Source organism: Variovorax ureilyticus, from assembly GCF_050632185.1.
GTDB lineage: Bacteria > Pseudomonadota > Gammaproteobacteria > Burkholderiales > Burkholderiaceae_C > Variovorax > Variovorax ureilyticus_A.
On sequence record NZ_CP192579.1, the window covers coordinates 1,101,335 to 1,117,399 of the forward strand.

The 16,065-nt window shown below is 64.8% G+C and carries 16 protein-coding genes, 1 tRNA gene and 1 pseudogene; 13 read left to right on the top strand and 5 right to left on the bottom strand.

Going from position 1 to position 16,065, the window contains the following annotated elements:
- Positions 1 to 6 precede the first annotated feature (6 nt).
- The 3 genes from ACQ858_RS05400 to ACQ858_RS05410 form a co-directional block, all read right to left on the bottom strand.
- Complete coding sequence (locus tag ACQ858_RS05400) at positions 7 to 1,251, bottom strand: CmpA/NrtA family ABC transporter substrate-binding protein (protein ID WP_431275744.1); 1,245 nt, start codon at positions 1,249 to 1,251, stop codon at positions 7 to 9.
- A 327-nt stretch (positions 1,252 to 1,578) separates the two neighbouring features.
- Positions 1,579 to 1,938, bottom strand: a complete 360-nt coding sequence (locus ACQ858_RS05405; protein WP_431275745.1) for an ANTAR domain-containing response regulator — start codon at positions 1,936 to 1,938, stop codon at positions 1,579 to 1,581.
- Positions 1,932 to 2,831, bottom strand: coding sequence for a nitrate- and nitrite sensing domain-containing protein (locus ACQ858_RS05410; RefSeq protein WP_431275746.1), 900 nt, complete (start codon positions 2,829 to 2,831; stop codon positions 1,932 to 1,934). The genes ACQ858_RS05405 and ACQ858_RS05410 overlap by 7 nt, the downstream gene beginning before the upstream one ends.
- Positions 2,832 to 2,907: 76 nt before the next feature.
- Between ACQ858_RS05410 and tsaD the strand changes: the two genes are divergently transcribed.
- On the top strand, positions 2,908 to 3,957 hold the full coding sequence (tsaD, locus tag ACQ858_RS05415; RefSeq protein WP_431275747.1) for a tRNA (adenosine(37)-N6)-threonylcarbamoyltransferase complex transferase subunit TsaD: 1,050 nt from the start codon (positions 2,908 to 2,910) through the stop codon (positions 3,955 to 3,957).
- Here the strand turns inward: tsaD and ACQ858_RS05420 are convergent.
- Both ACQ858_RS05420 and ACQ858_RS05425 read right to left on the bottom strand, forming a co-directional pair.
- Positions 3,905 to 4,648: an alpha/beta hydrolase gene (locus ACQ858_RS05420; RefSeq protein ID WP_431275748.1), complete on the bottom strand. Its 744-nt coding sequence runs from the start codon at positions 4,646 to 4,648 to the stop codon at positions 3,905 to 3,907. The genes tsaD and ACQ858_RS05420 overlap by 53 nt on opposite strands.
- A 172-nt stretch (positions 4,649 to 4,820) precedes the next feature.
- Positions 4,821 to 5,192, bottom strand: a complete 372-nt coding sequence (locus ACQ858_RS05425) for an Hsp20/alpha crystallin family protein (protein WP_431276796.1) — start codon at positions 5,190 to 5,192, stop codon at positions 4,821 to 4,823.
- A gap of 122 nt (positions 5,193 to 5,314) precedes the next feature.
- On the opposite strand from ACQ858_RS05425, the pseudogene ACQ858_RS05430 reads away from it, so the two are divergent.
- The 12 genes and pseudogenes from ACQ858_RS05430 (at position 5,315) to ACQ858_RS05485 (ending at position 16,061) form a co-directional block, all read left to right on the top strand.
- Positions 5,315 to 6,593 (top strand): annotated as a pseudogene (locus ACQ858_RS05430) (branched-chain amino acid ABC transporter substrate-binding protein).
- 20 nt (positions 6,594 to 6,613) lie between these two features.
- Positions 6,614 to 7,774, top strand: a complete 1,161-nt coding sequence (locus tag ACQ858_RS05435; protein WP_431276797.1) for a pyridoxal phosphate-dependent aminotransferase — start codon at positions 6,614 to 6,616, stop codon at positions 7,772 to 7,774.
- Positions 7,775 to 7,986: 212 nt separating this feature from the next.
- Positions 7,987 to 8,253, top strand: coding sequence for a 30S ribosomal protein S15 (rpsO, locus tag ACQ858_RS05440; RefSeq protein WP_088956237.1), 267 nt, complete (start codon positions 7,987 to 7,989; stop codon positions 8,251 to 8,253).
- 221 nt (positions 8,254 to 8,474) lie between these two features.
- Complete coding sequence (gene pnp, locus ACQ858_RS05445) at positions 8,475 to 10,745, top strand: polyribonucleotide nucleotidyltransferase (RefSeq protein ID WP_431275749.1); 2,271 nt, start codon at positions 8,475 to 8,477, stop codon at positions 10,743 to 10,745.
- Positions 10,746 to 10,840: 95 nt separating this feature from the next.
- Complete coding sequence (locus ACQ858_RS05450; RefSeq protein WP_431275750.1) at positions 10,841 to 11,839, top strand: NAD(P)H-quinone oxidoreductase; 999 nt, start codon at positions 10,841 to 10,843, stop codon at positions 11,837 to 11,839.
- A 2-nt stretch (positions 11,840 to 11,841) separates the two neighbouring features.
- Positions 11,842 to 12,600, top strand: coding sequence for a triose-phosphate isomerase (gene tpiA / locus ACQ858_RS05455; protein ID WP_431275751.1), 759 nt, complete (start codon positions 11,842 to 11,844; stop codon positions 12,598 to 12,600).
- A 37-nt stretch (positions 12,601 to 12,637) separates the two neighbouring features.
- On the top strand, positions 12,638 to 13,066 hold the full coding sequence (gene secG, locus ACQ858_RS05460) for a preprotein translocase subunit SecG (RefSeq protein WP_431275752.1): 429 nt from the start codon (positions 12,638 to 12,640) through the stop codon (positions 13,064 to 13,066).
- A gap of 121 nt (positions 13,067 to 13,187) precedes the next feature.
- A tRNA-Leu gene (locus ACQ858_RS05465) sits at positions 13,188 to 13,272 on the top strand.
- Between the two features lie 58 nt (positions 13,273 to 13,330).
- On the top strand, positions 13,331 to 13,690 hold the full coding sequence (locus ACQ858_RS05470; RefSeq protein ID WP_093165969.1) for an NADH-quinone oxidoreductase subunit A: 360 nt from the start codon (positions 13,331 to 13,333) through the stop codon (positions 13,688 to 13,690).
- A gap of 15 nt (positions 13,691 to 13,705) precedes the next feature.
- Positions 13,706 to 14,185 carry a NuoB/complex I 20 kDa subunit family protein gene (locus ACQ858_RS05475; RefSeq protein WP_012748606.1) on the top strand — a complete coding sequence of 160 codons (480 nt, stop codon included), beginning with the start codon at positions 13,706 to 13,708 and terminating at the stop codon, positions 14,183 to 14,185.
- 11 nt (positions 14,186 to 14,196) lie between these two features.
- Entirely contained in the window at positions 14,197 to 14,808 is a 612-nt protein-coding gene (locus ACQ858_RS05480; protein ID WP_431275753.1) for an NADH-quinone oxidoreductase subunit C, read from the top strand.
- Complete coding sequence (locus ACQ858_RS05485; protein ID WP_431275754.1) at positions 14,808 to 16,061, top strand: NADH-quinone oxidoreductase subunit D; 1,254 nt, start codon at positions 14,808 to 14,810, stop codon at positions 16,059 to 16,061. The genes ACQ858_RS05480 and ACQ858_RS05485 overlap by 1 nt, the downstream gene beginning before the upstream one ends.
- Positions 16,062 to 16,065: the final 4 nt, after the last annotated feature.

Here is a 16,065-nt window from a genome sequence, read left to right on the forward strand (position 1 = left end):
TACTCCTCAGGCGTGGACCTTGAACGAATCGGCGTATTGCCTGGGGTTCTTGCCGTCCCACACCACGCCGTCGATCAGCTTGCTGGTGCGCATCGTGTCCTTCGGCACGGCGGTCTTCGTCGCGGCCGCCGCCTGCTTGTAGATGTCGATCTGGTTGATCTGCGTGGCCACCTGCAGGTAGTCCGGATGGTCCTTGAGCAGGCCCCAGCGCTTGTGCTGCGTGAGGAACCACATGCCGTCCGACAGGTACGGGAAGTTCACCGCGCCGTCGCTGTAGAACTTCATGTAATTGGGGTCGTCCCAGTTCTTGCCGAGGCCGTTGGTGTAGCGGCCGAGGATGCGCTGGTTGATCGCGTCGACGCTGGTGTTGACGTAGCTCTTGTCGGCGATGGTCTCGGCCATCTTGTTCTTGTTCTGCAGGCCGGTGTCGATCCACTTGCCGGCTTCGAGGATCGCCGCGGTTACCGCACGCGCGGTGTTGGGGTACTTCTTCACGAAGTCGCCGGTGGTGCCGAGCACCTTCTCGGGGTGGTCCTTCCAGATGTCCTGCGTCGTGACGGCGGTGATGCCGATGCCGTCCATGATCGCGCGCTGGCCCCAGGGCTCGCCGACGCAGTAGCCGTCCATGTTGCCCACGCGCATGTTGGCGACCATCTGCGGCGGCGGCACCGTGATGACCTTCGCGTCCTTGAGCGGGTTGATGCCGTTGGCCGCCATCCAGTAGTAGAGCCACATCGCGTGCGTGCCCGTCGGGAAGGTCTGCGCGAAGGTGTATTCGCCTTTGTCCGCGGCCATGACCTTGGCGAGCGAGGCGCCATCCACCGCGCCCTTGTCGGCGAGCTTCTTCGACAGCGTGATCGCCTGCCCGTTGTTGTTGATCGTCATCAGCACGGCCATGTCTTTCTTCGGGCCGCCGATGCCCAGGTGCACGCCGTAGACCAGTCCGTAGAGCACATGGGCGAAGTCCAGCTCGCCGTTGACCAGCTTGTCACGCACGCCGGCCCAGCTCGCTTCCTTGCTCGGGACGATCTTCACGCCGTACTTCCTGTCGATGCCGAGCACCGAGGCCATCACGACGCTGGCGCAATCGGTGAGGGGGATGAAGCCGATCTTCACTTCCTCCTTCTCGGGCTTGTCCGAGCCCTGCGCCCAGACGGCGGCGCGCAAGGCGGGGTCCAGCCCCAGAGCGCCAGCGGCGGCGGCCTGCAGCACGCGGCGGCGACTGAGTTTGTGGGTCAGCGAATCGGTCATGGGGCGAACTCCAGTCAGCAAGGTCAAAACGCAAAAGCAAAAAGGCGTCCTCACCGCGCAGGGGCCGCTCGAAAACGAGCCCTTGCGGGTGGGGACGCCTTTGTCCGGTGGGGTAGGCCGCATCCGCCGTTGGATGCCGCCTGCCTGAGACCTCGTCGGTCTACGACTTTGGTGATTGCAAGCGGCATGCCAGCCGCTCGCGCAAAGCGGGCGCTATGAAAAAGATAGCTTCAAAGCGTCTCAGGGAATGACTCTCGAAGCCTTTCTATTTGCGGAGCGTGGGTCATGCCGTCGTTGTGCAACGCACCATTCCGGATCGTCGCGTCTTCATGGAGCCGCATTCCGGGGCAGGAACTCGGCCATCGACAGCACCGATTCAGCGACGTCGATGAGCCGCCGGCCCTGGTTCATCGCGGTCTGGCGCAGCATCTTGTGCGCCTCCTGTTCGCTGATGCGGCGATGCGCCATCAGCAGCCCCTTGGCGCGCTCGACCACCTTGCGCTCGTTCAGCGCGGTGCGCACGGTCTCGAGTTCGTCGCTCATTGCCTGCAGGCGGCTGGATTGCTCCTGGACCATGTCGAGGATCGAGCGTTCGAGCTGCCGACCATAGGGCGCGGGGGCATCGGGCACAGGTGCGTCGAAGAACGCGGTGCCGGGTGGATCGGACGCGTCCCCCAGCGTCAGCAACAGCGCCTCGTGCGCCTCGAGTTCGGCGCGGGCCTCGACCGTCTTCTGCTTGCAGGTCGTGCGCAGGTCGGCGGCCAGCCGTTCCTCGACCCCCGCATGGCGTCGATGCGCTGCGAGCAGCAGTCGAACCAGAGCGGGCTCAGCTCAGGGTCCAGCGCCACCCCGGCCGGTGCCGCGCAGGCGATGCGGCGCATGCGTTCCTGCTCGGCGATCTGGGAAGAGGACTGGCTTGCGCGCCAGACGTCGACCAGGGCCGCATCCGAAAAATCCACGAAGACCTTGAAGCAGCGCTCCTGCGAGTCGATCAGGTGCAGCCATTGCTGCTGCCGCGCGGCGTCGTTCCGGCCCGACGCGAAGGCGGCGGCGCCGCAGGCGCGCTCCTGTCCGGCGAACTCCTTGCCCTGCATGAAGTTGAAGAGCGCGACCAGCACGCGCGAGATCTCGGGGTCGGTCGCGCCGTCCGCCGCCTCGAACACGACCGCGAGCAGGCCGGCGATCAGCTTGACGAAGGCGGCGGTCGATTCGGCCGCGTCGATTTCCAGCGCGCCGATGCGGCGGCGCAGTTCGGGCAGCGCCCCGAGGCCGGGCAGCACCCACGCGATGCGACTGAAAAGCCGCGCGCCGTTGCCGATGCGGTTCTGCACCGCCAGGTGCTCGAAGCTCTGCCGCACCGCGGCTTCCATGCGCAGGCTTTCCACGATCTGCTCGCGGCGCTGTTCGGTGAAGCGCTGGCCCCTGGAGGCCAGCAGCACGTTGCAGATGCCGCGCTCCCGCTGCAGCGCATGCACCAGCCGGCCGATCGTGCCGACCAGTTCGCCGGTGCGGGCCAGTTGCTCCAGCCCTTCGATCTCGCAGCCGAGGGCGGCGACCAGAAAACCGAGGCCTGATTTCATCGGGGGTGGGGGTCCATCTCGAAGGGCTTGCAGCAACAACCGTGCCCCGATTCCGGGCGCCACCTACACTCGCGGGATGTTTGTACTGGGAATCGAGTCCTCCTGCGACGAAACCGGCGTGGCGTTGGTGGAGGCCGGCGAAAGCGGCCTGCCGCGGCTTGCGGCGCACGCACTGCACAGCCAGATCGCGATGCACCAGGCCTATGGCGGCGTCGTGCCCGAGCTGGCGAGCCGTGACCACATCCGCCGCGTGCTGCCGCTGGCCGAATCCGTCTTCGCTCAAGCCGGGCATGGGCTTTCCGACGTGGACGTGGTCGCCTACACGCGCGGACCGGGGCTCGCGGGTGCGTTGCTCGTGGGCGCCGGGGTGGCGTGCGCCTTGGGTGCCGCGCTGGGCAAGCCGGTGCTCGGGGTGCATCACCTCGAAGGGCATCTGCTGTCGCCGTTCCTGAGCGCCGATCCGCCCGAGTTTCCGTTCGTCGCGCTGCTGGTGTCCGGCGGGCACACGCAGCTCATGCGGGTCGAGGGGGTCGGACAGTACGAACTGCTCGGCGAAACCATCGACGACGCGGCCGGCGAGGCCTTCGACAAGAGCGCCAAGCTGCTGGGCCTGCCTTATCCGGGCGGCCCGTGGCTCGCGAAGCTGGCGGAAGCGGGCGATCCGGCCGCCTTCAAGCTGCCGCGCCCGCTGCTGCACAGCGGCGATCTGGATTTTTCCTTCGCCGGCCTCAAGACGGCAGTGCTGACGCAGGCGCGCAAGCTCGGCGACGAACTGGAATCACGCAAGCCCGATCTCGCGGCCTCGACCCAGGCGGCGATCGTCGAGGTGTTGCTGAAGAAATCCATCGGGGCGATCGAGCAGACCGGGCTGAACCGGCTGGTGGTCGCCGGCGGGGTCGGCGCGAACCGGTCGCTGCGCATGCAGCTCGACGCCGCCTGCGCCAGGCGTGGCGTGCGCGTGCACTATCCGGAGCTTCACCTGTGCACCGACAACGGCGCGATGATAGCGATGGCGGCCGCGATGCGTCTGCAGGCCGGCATCCAGCGCCCGACCGAGCGCTATGCCTTCGACGTCAAGCCGCGATGGCCACTGGCGTCGCTGAACGCGGAGCCGGCGCCCGCCTGACGGGCTCCTTGCCCGTCGTCTTCGACGGCAGCGGCAGCACGTCGAGCATCTGCCGCCAGAGTTGCGACCACTGCGGCCAATCGTGACCGCCTTCGGTGGTGAAGACATGGCCGGCGGGAAGGGCGTCCGCCAGCAATTGATGGTTGGCCGCGAAGCGGTCACTCAGCCCGTAGCCCAGGTAGAGCGGTGGAAGGCTTTCCGCCCGTTCCGGCGAGGTGTATTGCTGCAGCCATGGCCAGAGCTTGCGATCCACCTCCTGGTCCGGCGGCGGGCCTTCCGGCACCTTCCAGGTGCGCAGGCCGCCGGCCTTCTGGATTTCGGCGGCGACCGGGCGGCGGCCGAGATACGGGGCCAGAGTCACGATGCCGTCGACCGTGCCGGGCTTGGCGAGTTCGTGGATGAGGGCGCCGAAGCCCCCGATCGAGATGCCCACCAGCCAGAGCTTCCTGTAACCTGCCGCGCGCTGCGGCGCGATGACGTCTTCGTGCAGCCGTTCGACGAAGGTCTGGTCGTAGAAATACGACACGTCGGCGTCGACGAGCAGGGCGTCGGCCGCGAAACCGCGCTCGTGCACGGCACCAATGAAACCCTCGCGTTCGAATTCTTCAGGCTTCAGGAATGCCCCCGGGAGAAACACAAGAAGGGTGTCGGAGCGGGCATTGGCGTCTGCAAGCTTCAGATGCGTATTCATGAGGGCTCGTGTGGGTGCGAAAGCTTTGAAAAATACGTCACAGAACGTGACGTATTTCGCACGGATTGTGAGTTAGAAATAAAAAAGGGCCGGCAACCAAAAGTTACCGGCCCGTGTTTTGGGGGTTTTTACAACTGTCCGGCACTTTATTTGCCGGAAGCGCGATCTCCGATCAGTTGATGGCGAGCTGTGCGACGTTGCTGACCGGCACCCGCTTGCCCAGCTTGAGGGTGAGGACGCCGTTTTCGAGCTTGGCTTCGCTGGCGGCGGCGTCGATTTCCTGCGGCAGCTCGTACGCAGCCTTGATCTGGCGCTTGGCCTCGGCCTTGCTTTCGATGCGGACCACGGCGCCTTCGATGCCGATCGTCAAATCCTCGCGTGCGACGCCCGGGACATCGAGCGTCAGGGTCCAGGTCTTTTCATCCTGTTCGACGTTGAGCGAGCGTTGAACGCCGGTGAAGGCTTCGTTGAAAAAGCGTTCCACACTGCGGTCGAACGAACGCGGGGCGAAGCGGGCGGTGCGGATGGCAGGTGCGAAAAGCATGGATGAACTCCTGGGCATGACGAAGAGGACAAGAATGTGTGTCCCGTACACTGCGCGGCGTTTCAACAAGACAAGTGCCGCATGCCTCCACATCTAGGCATTGCGCAATGCGTTTCAAGAGAATGGCTTCCAGCTTTATTTGGCGTCGAAGGGCCTTGAAATTCGCGGCTCTGGCGCTATGCGCGGGCGCGATCGCGCCGCTCCACGCGCAGGACGCGAAGCCGATCCGGCTTGCGTTGATCGAAAGCATGAGCGGCCCGTTCGCCAACACCGGAGAGGCGGTCTTCCGCAATCTGCTGTGGGCCGTCGAGCGGGTCAATGCGCGCGGCGGCGTGAAGCTGCCGGGGGGCGCGTTATCTGCAGCTCGATCGCTACGACAGCAAGGGGCAGAACGAAGAAGCGCTCTCCGCGCTGCGCGCCGCGATAGATGACGGCGCACGCATCGTGCTGCAAGGCAATTCGTCGGCGACCGCCGCGGCGCTGATCGATGCGATCGACAAGAACAACGAGCGCGATCCGGCCAGGCGCGTGCTGTTCCTCAACTACTCGGCGGTCGATCCGATCCTCACCAACGAGCGCTGCAGCTTCTGGCACTTCCGCTTCGACGCGCACACCGACATGCGCGTCGCCGCGCTCATGGAAATGATGAAGGACGACAAGTCGCTCAAGCGGGTCTACCTCATCGGACAGGACTACAGCTTCGGCCAGTCGGTGCTGCGCGAATCGAAGCGGCAGTTGGCCCGGCAGCGCCCGGACGTCCAGATCGTCGGCGAGGAACTGCATCCGATGGGCCGCGTGAAGGACTTCGCGCCCTATGCGACCAAGATTCTCGCCAGCGGCGCGCAGGCGGTGATCACCGGCAACTGGGGCAACGACCTGACCCTGCTCGTGAAGGCGGCGCGCGAGGCGGGGTTCAATGGCAGCTTCTACACCTTCTATGGCAACGCGCTCGGTGCACCGGCGGCGATCGGCGACGCCGGCATCGGCCGTGTCATTGCTGTCGCCGACTGGCTGCCCAACGTGCAGACGCCGCAGTCGGAGGCCTTCTACCAGTCGTTCCGCGCGCGCTTTCCCAAGCCGTCGGAAGACTACGTGCACATGCGCATGCAGTTGCTCGTCGAGGCGCTCGCGCAGGCGATGGAGAAGGCCGGCAGTGCCGACACGGTGGCGGTCGCGCGAGCGCTCGAAAAGGCGGATGTTACGCTCGCGGGGCAGCGAGGCCGCATGCGCGCCGAGGATCACCAGTTCCAGCAGACGCTGGTGGTCGGCGTCATGGACAAGCAGGGTGCGCCCGGCGTGAAGTTCGACGTCGAAGGATCGGGCTACGGCTTTCGCGTCGTGAAGGTCATTCCCGCAGAGCGCGCGCAAATGCCGACCAGCTGCACAATGCAGCGCCCTTGAGTTCCAAGATAGAGAAATTGATGCGCGAAGCCATCCATAACCTCGAAGCCTCCAAGATCCGTGAAGTCGCCAATGCGGGGCTCGGCCGCTCCGACGTGCTCGCGTTCTGGTTCGGCGAAAGCGACGAAGTCACGCCGGACGTCATCCGGCAGGCCGCTATCGAGTCGCTGCAGCGCGGCGAGACCTTCTACGCCCACAACCTCGGTCTGCCCGAGCTCCGCCAAGCGGTCGCGGCCTACATGAGTGGACTGCATCCCAAGATCGATGCATCGCGCATCGCGATCACCTCGGGGGGCGTGAGCGCACTCATGCTCGCGGTGCAGGCGCTGGTGGATGCGGGCGACGAGGTCGTGGCCGTCACGCCGGTCTGGCCGAACCTGACGGCGCAGCCGGCGATCCTCGGCGCCGATGTGCGGTGCGTGTCGCTGGTGCCGCAGGGCGGCCAATGGACGCTCGACCTCGATGCCCTGCGGGCCGCGGTCACCTCGAAAACGAAGCTGCTGATCGTCAACGCGCCCAACAACCCGACCGGCTGGACGCTCACCCGCGACGAACAGCTGGCCATCCTCGACCATTGCCGCCGGACGGGCACCTGGATCCTCGCCGACGAGGTCTACGAGCGGCTCTATTACGAGCCGTCGCCCAACCGGTGCGCGCCGAGCTTCCTCGATGTGGCCTCGCCCGACGACCGGCTGGTGGTCGCGCACAGCTTCTCCAAGAGCTTCCTGATGACCGGCTGGCGGCTCGGCTGGCTGGTGCTTCCGCCCGCGCTGATGGACGGCATGGGCAAGCTCATCGAATTCAACACCTCGTGCGCGAGCGTGTTCACGCAGCGCGCCGGCATCGCGGCGCTGGCCCACACCGAGGAAATCACGCCCCGCATCGTCGCGCACCTGAAGTCCTGCCGGGACACGCTGGTGCCGTTGTTGGCCGACATTCCCGGCGTGCAGGTCGCCCCCGCCCGTGGGGGCATGTACGCTTTCTTCAAGCTCGACGGCTTCGACGACTCGCTGGCGGTCGCCAAGCGCCTCGTCGCCGAAGCCGGCCTCGGCCTGGCCCCCGGCAACGCCTTCGCCCCCGAAGCCCAGGGCTGGCTGCGCTGGTGCTTCGCGTCAAAGGACAAGCAGCGCCTGATAGAAGGCGTCAATCGCCTGAAACGCTGGCTGGCGGTGCAAAAGTAAGAGGCCGGCGCAGCCAGGTCCGTTGGTGAAACGCCGCGGAACCGGCTCTGCCGGGCCGCTGGTGTTGCCCCCGGTCGGGGGTGGGCGGCTACACGAAGTGAGCCAACCTGGGGGCGAGCTATAATCCTCAGGCTTTGCATCCGCAAAAGCACACGATGCGTGCAGTTCCAGCGCGCATCGCAAGTCAAACATCCCGGAACAGGAAACATCAAATGATCGCAGCCTCCATCAAGGCCGAAGTTGTCAAGGACAACGCTCGCTCCGCCAACGACACCGGCAGCCCCGAAGTGCAAGTCGCACTGCTGACCGCCCGCATCAACGAACTCACCCCGCACTTCAAGACGCACGCCAAGGACCACCACGGCCGTCGCGGTCTGCTGCGCCTGGTGAGCCGCCGTCGCAAGCTGCTGGACTACCTCAAGTCCAAGGACGCCGACCGCTACACCGCGCTGATCGCCAAGCTGGGTCTGCGCAAGTAAGCCGATTCGCAATGCAAGAACGCCTGGGTTAGTCCGCTAGCTCAGGCGTTTTTTACTTCGCGAATCGATTCTGGAGTGCCGAACAGAGCGAAGCTGTGTCATTCCAACGAAGTTCGACCGTCGAGCTTCTCTGGAATGGCATCGTGTTCTGGCAAGCGCTCCGCCACCGCCCGGCCCGTCAATGCACAGGGCCGAGGCGCTCACAACAACAGGAGCTAAACATGAGCCTCTTCAATAAAGTCACCAAGACCTTCCAGTGGGGCGGCAAGACCGTCGTCATGGAAACCGGCGAGATCGCACGCCAGGCCTCCGGTGCCGTGCTGGTCGACATCGAGGGCACCGTCGTGCTCGCGACCGTGGTCGCATCCAAGTCGGCCAAGCCCGGGCAGGACTTCTTCCCGCTGACCGTCGACTACATCGAGAAGACCTACGCCGCCGGCAAGATTCCCGGCAGCTTCTTCAAGCGCGAAGCCAAGCCCAGCGAGCTCGAAACGCTGACCTCGCGCCTGATCGACCGTCCGATCCGTCCGCTCTTCCCCGAAGGGTTCCTGAACGAAGTCCATGTGGTCATCCACACGCTGTCGCTCAACCCCGAAGTCGATGCCGATATCGCCGCGATGATCGCGACCAGCGCCGCGCTGGCCGTTTCCGGCATCCCGTTCAATGGCCCGATCGGCGCCGCGCGCGTGGGCTACATCAACGGCCAGTACGTGCTGAACCCTGGCCAGACCGAGCGCAAGGATTCGCAGATGGACCTGGTCGTCGCCGGCACCGAGGCTGCCGTGCTGATGGTCGAATCCGAAGCGCTGCAACTGAGCGAAGAGATCATGCTCGGCGGCGTGGTCTTCGGCCACGAGCAGGCCAACGTCGCCATCAACGCCATTCATGAACTCGTGCGTGACGCCGGCAAGCCGGTCTGGGACTGGCAGGCGCCTGCCGAAGACGAGGCTTTCGTCGCCAAGGTCAAGGGCCTGGCCGAAGAGAAGCTGCGTGCCGTCTACCAGATCCGCAGCAAGCAGGCTCGCACGCAAGCCCTGCGCGAAGCCAACGCCAGCGTGATGGAGGCGCTCAAGGAAGGCGGCGAGCCCTTCGACGCCGCCAAGGTTGGCGACCTGCTGTTCTCGATCGAAGCGCAGATCGTGCGCAGCCAGATCCTCGCGGGCGAACCCCGCATCGACGGCCGCGACACGCGCACCGTGCGCCCGATCGAAATCCGCAACAGCGTGCTGCCGCGCACCCACGGCTCGGCGCTGTTCACCCGCGGCGAAACCCAGGCGCTGGTCGTGACCACGCTGGGCACCGAGCGCGACGCGCAGCGCATCGACGCGCTGGCCGGGGAGTTCGAAGACCGCTTCCTGTTCCACTACAACATGCCTCCCTTCGCGACCGGCGAAGTCGGCCGCATGGGCTCGACCAAGCGCCGTGAGGTGGGCCATGGTCGCCTCGCCAAGCGTGCCCTCGTGGCCTGCCTGCCGAGCAAGGAAGAGTTCCCCTACACCATCCGCGTCGTCTCGGAAATCACCGAGTCGAACGGTTCCTCGTCGATGGCGTCGGTCTGCGGCGGCTGCCTGTCGATGATGGACGCCGGCGTGCCGATGAAGGCGCACGTGGCCGGCATCGCGATGGGCCTGATCAAGGAAGGCAACCGCTTCGCCGTGCTGACCGACATCCTGGGCGACGAGGACCACCTCGGCGACATGGACTTCAAGGTCGCGGGCACGACGAACGGCATCACCGCGCTGCAGATGGACATCAAGATCCAGGGCATCACCAAGGAAATCATGCAGGTCGCGCTGGCGCAAGCCAAGGAAGCGCGCATGCACATCCTTGGCAAGATGCAGGAAGCCATGGGCGAAGCCAAGGCCGAGGTGTCGAGCTTCGCGCCGCGCCTGTTCACGATGAAGATCAATCCCGAGAAGATCCGCGACGTGATCGGCAAGGGCGGCTCGGTGATCCGCGCGCTGACGGAAGAAACCGGCACGCAGATCAACATCGACGAAGACGGCACCATCACGATCGCGTCGACCGATCCGGCCAAGGCCGAAGAGGCCAAGAAGCGCATCGAGCAGATCACGGCGGAAGTCGAGATCGGCAAGGTGTACGAAGGCCCGGTCACCAAGATCCTGGACTTTGGGGCGCTGATCAACCTGCTGCCCGGCAAGGACGGCCTGCTGCACATCAGCCAGATTGCGCATGAGCGCGTCGAGAAGGTGAGCGACTACCTGAGCGAAGGCCAGATCGTGAAGGTCAAGGTCCTCGAGACCGATGACAAGGGCCGCGTCAAGCTGTCGATGAAGGCGCTGACCGAGCGTCCGGCCGGCATGGAAGGCGGCGACCGCCCGCCGCGCGAGGAGCGTGGTGAGCGCCGCGAGCGTCCGCCCCGTGGGGAGCGCGCCCCGCGTGCCGAGGGTGGCGAGCGCGGAGAGCCGGTCGAGCAGGTGGCCGAGCAACTGCCGCTGCAAGAGTCGGGCCGCACCGATCAGCAGCCCTGACGAGGCAGGGCGGCGGCAGTGCCGTCGTCCTTCCGGATCTGGCGAATCCGCACCAGCGGTGCGCATATGAGCATATCAATCCAGTCGGAAAGTCCATGAAAGCCATTGAGATCTCGTCGTACGGCGCTCCCGAGGTGCTGCGCATGGTCGAGCGCCCCGCGCCCGCGGCAGGGCAGGGCGAGCTGCTGATTCGCGTCGCCGCGAGTGGTGTGAATCGTCCCGACGTGCTGCAGCGCATGGGCCACTACCCGGTGCCTCCGGGTGCTTCGGACCTGCCGGGCCTCGAGGTGGCCGGCGAGATCGTGGCCGGCGACGGCAAGGCACTCGCCGCGGCCGGCCTCAAGATCGGGGACCACGTCTGTGCGCTGATCGCCGGTGGCGGCTACGCGGAACTCTGCGTCGCGCCGGTCGCGCAATGCCTGCCGGTGCCCAAGGGCTGGACCGACGTCGAGGCCGCGACGCTGCCCGAGACCTTCTTCACCGTGTGGAGCAATGTGTTCGAGCGCGGCCGCCTGCAGAAGGGCGAGACCCTGCTGATCCAGGGCGGCTCCAGCGGCATCGGCGTGACCGCGATCCAGCTCGGCAAGGCGCTGGGCGCGACGGTGATCGTGACGGCCGGAAGTGACGAAAAGTGCGATGCCTGCCTCAAGCTCGGCGCCGACCACGCGATCAACTACAAGACGGCTGACTTCGTCGAAGAGGCCAAGCGCCTGACCGGCGGCAAGGGCGTGGATGTGGTGCTCGACATGGTGGCCGGTGGCTATGTGGCGCGCGAGGTGGAATGCCTCGCTGAAGATGGCCGCCTCGTCATCATCGCGGTGCAGGGTGGGGTCAAGAGCGAATTCAATGCGGGCCTCGTGCTGCGGCGGCGACTCACGATCACCGGCTCGACGCTGCGCCCCCGCCCCGTCGAATTCAAGGGCGCGATTGCCAAGGCGCTTCGGGAGAAGGTCTGGCCGCTGCTCGAAAGCGGTGCGGTGAGGCCGATCATCCACAGCAGATTCGCCGCAGGCGGCGAGCCGAGCGGCGCGGCACAGGCGCACGCCCTGATGGAGTCGAACCAGCACATCGGCAAGATCGTGCTGACGTGGTGAACATGACGGAAATGAAAAAGAAAAAGCTGATTGCAGGCAACTGGAAGATGAACGGCAGCCTCGTGGCCAACGAGATGCTGCTCAAGGCGCTGCTGCAAGGGATTGGCGCGCCCGCTTGCGACGTTGCAGTTTGCGTTCCGGCGCCGTACCTCGCGCAAGTGCAGGCGCTCGTCGGAGGCTCTTCCATCGCTGTGGGCGCGCAGGACATTTCTGCGCAGCCTCAGGGCGCGTTCACCGGCGAACAGTCGGCTGCGATGCTGAAGGACTTCGGTGTGCGGTACGTGATCGTGGGGCACTCGGAGCGCCGGCAATACCACGGCGAGACGGATGAACTGGTCGCTGCGAAGACGGCGGCAGCGTTGGCCAATGGCCTGACGCCGATCGTCTGCGTGGGTGAAACGCTCGCGCAGCGCGAGGCCGGGCAGACCGAGGAAGTGGTCAAGCGCCAGCTTGCCGCGGTCATTCATGTCAATGGCCATTGCATCAGCGAGATCGTCGTCGCCTACGAGCCCGTCTGGGCCATCGGCACCGGCAAGACCGCAACGCCCGAGCAGGCACAGGCGGTACACGCGGTGTTGCGCGCGCAACTCCATCATGCTGCGAGCGAGCATGCGAGCGGCATCCGGCTGCTGTACGGCGGCAGCATGAACGCTTCCAATGCAGCCGAACTGCTCGCCCAGCCCGATATCGACGGCGGACTGATCGGTGGCGCGTCGCTCAAGGCGCCCGACTTTCTGCAGATCATCGCCGCCGCTCGCTGACGAGCCGCGGTAGTCAAGAATTAAGGAGTTAGAACGAATGAACTTGGTCCTCAATATCCTGGTCGGCGTCCAGATGCTTGCCGCGCTGGCCATGATCGGCCTGATCCTGGTCCAGCACGGAAAGGGGGCCGATATGGGTGCGGCCTTTGGTAGCGGCAGCGCGGGCAGCCTGTTTGGTGCCAGTGGCAGCGCGAATTTCCTGTCTCGCTCGACGGCTGTTCTTGCCGTCGTGTTCTTTGCCTGCACGCTGGTGCTCGCCTATTTCGGTCATGCCCGCCCTGTGGGCGGCGGCAGCCTGCTCGAGCGGGCCGCGGTCGGCGCTCCGGCACCAGCGCCTGCGACGGCTCCGTCTGGTTCTGCGGCGGAAATTCCTGCGGGCAATGCGCCTTCGGCGCCTGCAACGAGTGCACCCGCACCTGCTCCCGCGGCGCCTGCCGGGGGCGCCAACCAGATTCCGAACAAGTAATCTGACGAAACTGTGCTTGCCGAGTGAAAACGGCAGTTTTTCAGGGTAAACTCTAAAGCTGTTCCGGAAAGCCAAACAAACCTGTCAAAGGTTCCTCATGCCATCCGGGCAGACAAAAACCGCGGTCGTGGTGAAATTGGTAGACACGCTATCTTGAGGGGGTAGTGGCGAAAGCTGTGCGAGTTCGAGTCTCGCCGACCGCACCAAATCTCACCGGCAGGAATCGTGCTTCCTGCTGGTGTCAAGCGGTGATAGAGCCCCCTGATGAACCTCGATTCCTATCTCCCCGTCCTGTTGTTCATCCTGGTCGGTGTCGGTGTCGGCGTCGCACCGCAGGTTCTGGGCTACATCCTCGGCCCCAATCGGCCTGACGCCCAAAAGAATTCCCCCTATGAATGCGGCTTCGAGGCCTTCGAAGACGCGCGGATGAAGTTCGACGTCCGGTATTACCTCGTCGCCATTCTCTTCATCCTGTTCGATCTCGAAATCGCCTTTCTCTTCCCGTGGGCGATCGCGCTCAAGGAGATTGGTGCTGTCGGCTTCTGGGCGATGATGATTTTTCTCGCCATCCTCGTCGTGGGCTTCGTCTACGAGTGGAAAAAGGGTGCGCTCGACTGGGAATGACAAGGAATCCCGAAAATGGCCATTGAAGGCGTCATGAAGGAAGGCTTCGTCACCACGACCTACGACTCGGTGGTGAATTGGGCCAAGACCGGATCACTGTGGCCCATGACCTTCGGTCTGGCGTGCTGCGCGGTGGAGATGATGCATGCGGGCGCGGCCCGCTACGACATCGATCGGTTCGGCATGCTGTTTCGACCCAGTCCGCGCCAGTCCGACCTGATGATCGTGGCGGGCACGTTGTGCAACAAGATGGCGCCGGCGCTGCGCAAGGTGTACGACCAGATGCCCGAGCCGCGTTGGGTTCTGTCGATGGGCTCGTGCGCCAATGGTGGCGGTTATTACCACTACAGTTATTCGGTCGTGCGTGGATGCGATCGCATCGTGCCGGTCGACGTTTATGTGCCGGGCTGCCCGCCGACCGCCGAAGCGCTTCTGTATGGGGTGATCCAGCTCCAGCAGAAGATTCGGCGCACCAATACGATTGCGCGCGCCTGAAGAGCAAGACGATGACCGACTTTGCCATTTCTCCCGAGGCGCTCCAGACCCAGATCACCGAAACGCTTGGCTCCAGGGCAAAGAGCGTCACGGTCTCGCTTGGCGAGGTGACGGTGGTCGTTGGGGCTTCCGATTACCTTGCCGCCGCCGCGCTGCTGCGTGACGCGCCGGGCTGCCGTTTCGAGCAGCTCATCGATCTGTGCGGCATGGATTACTCCAGCTACCGCGAAGGCGAGTGGGATGGCGAGCGCTTCTGCGTCGTGTCCCATCTGCTGTCGGTGAGCCTCAATCAGCGTGTGCGCCTGAAGGTGTTCGCGCCCAACGAGGACCTGCCGGTCGTGGATTCGCTCACGAGCATCTGGAACAGCGCGGGCTGGTTCGAGCGCGAAGCCTTCGATCTCTACGGCATCGTCTTCGAGGGTCACGACGACCTGCGGCGCCTGCTCACCGATTACGGTTTCATTGGTCATCCGTTCCGCAAGGATTTCCCGGTCTCCGGTCATGTCGAGATGCGCTACGACGCGGAGCAGAAGCGCGTGATCTATCAGCCTGTGACCATCGAGCCGCGTGAGATCACGCCGCGGGTCATTCGCGAAGACAACTACGGTGGCGGATTGCACTGATGGCCGAAATCAAGAACTACACGCTCAACTTCGGGCCTCAGCATCCTGCGGCGCACGGTGTGCTGCGCCTCGTGCTCGAGTTGGACGGCGAAGTGATCCAGCGTGCCGATCCGCATATCGGCCTTCTGCATCGTGCAACCGAAAAGCTTGCCGAGACGAGGACCTTCATCCAGTCGCTGCCCTACATGGATCGTCTCGACTACGTGTCGATGATGAGCAACGAGCATGCGTACTGCCTGGCGATCGAGCGGCTTCTCGGCATCGAGGTGCCGATTCGCGCGCAGTACATCCGCGTGATGTTCGCGGAGATCACGCGGCTCCTGAACCACCTGCTGTGGCTGGGCGCGCATGGTCTGGATTGCGGTGCGATGAACATGCTCATCTACTGCTTCCGTGAGCGCGAAGACCTGTTCGACCTGTACGAGGCGGTATCCGGTGCGCGCATGCACGCGGCGTACTTCCGTCCGGGTGGTGTCTATCGCGACCTGCCGGATTCGATGCCGCAGTACAAGGTCAGCAAGATCAAGAACGCGAAGGCGATCGAGAGGCTCAACGAGAACCGCCAGGGGTCGATGCTCGACTTCGTCGACGACTTCTGCAAGCGCTTCCCGAAGATGGTCGACGAGTACGAAACGCTGCTCACCGACAACCGGATCTGGAAGCAGCGTACCGTTGGCATCGGTGTCGTTTCGCCGGAGCGCGCGCTGAATCTCGGCTTCACGGGTCCGATGCTGCGCGGCTCGGGCGTCGAATGGGACCTGCGCAAAAAGCAGCCGTACGACGTGTACGACCGCATGGAATTCGATGTGCCGGTCGGCCGCACCGGCGACTGCTATGACCGGTACCTCGTGCGCGTCGAGGAAATGCGCCAGGCCAATCGGATCATCCAGCAGTGTTCCGCATGGTTGCGCGCGAACCCGGGTCCGGTGATCACCGACAACCACAAGGTGGCCGCACCTGCGCGCGAATCGATGAAGGCGAACATGGAGGAGCTGATCCACCACTTCAAGCTCTTCACCGAAGGCTTCCATGTGCCGGAAGGCGAGGCGTATGCCGCCGTCGAGCACCCGAAGGGTGAGTTCGGCATCTATCTCGTGAGCGACGGCGCCAACAAGCCGTATCGACTCAAGATTCGCGCGCCAGGCTTCCCGCATCTGGCGGCGCTCGACGAAATGTCGCGTGGCCACATGATTGCCGACGCGGTCGCCGTGATCGGCACGATGGACATCGTGTTCGGCGAGATTGACAGGTAAGCGA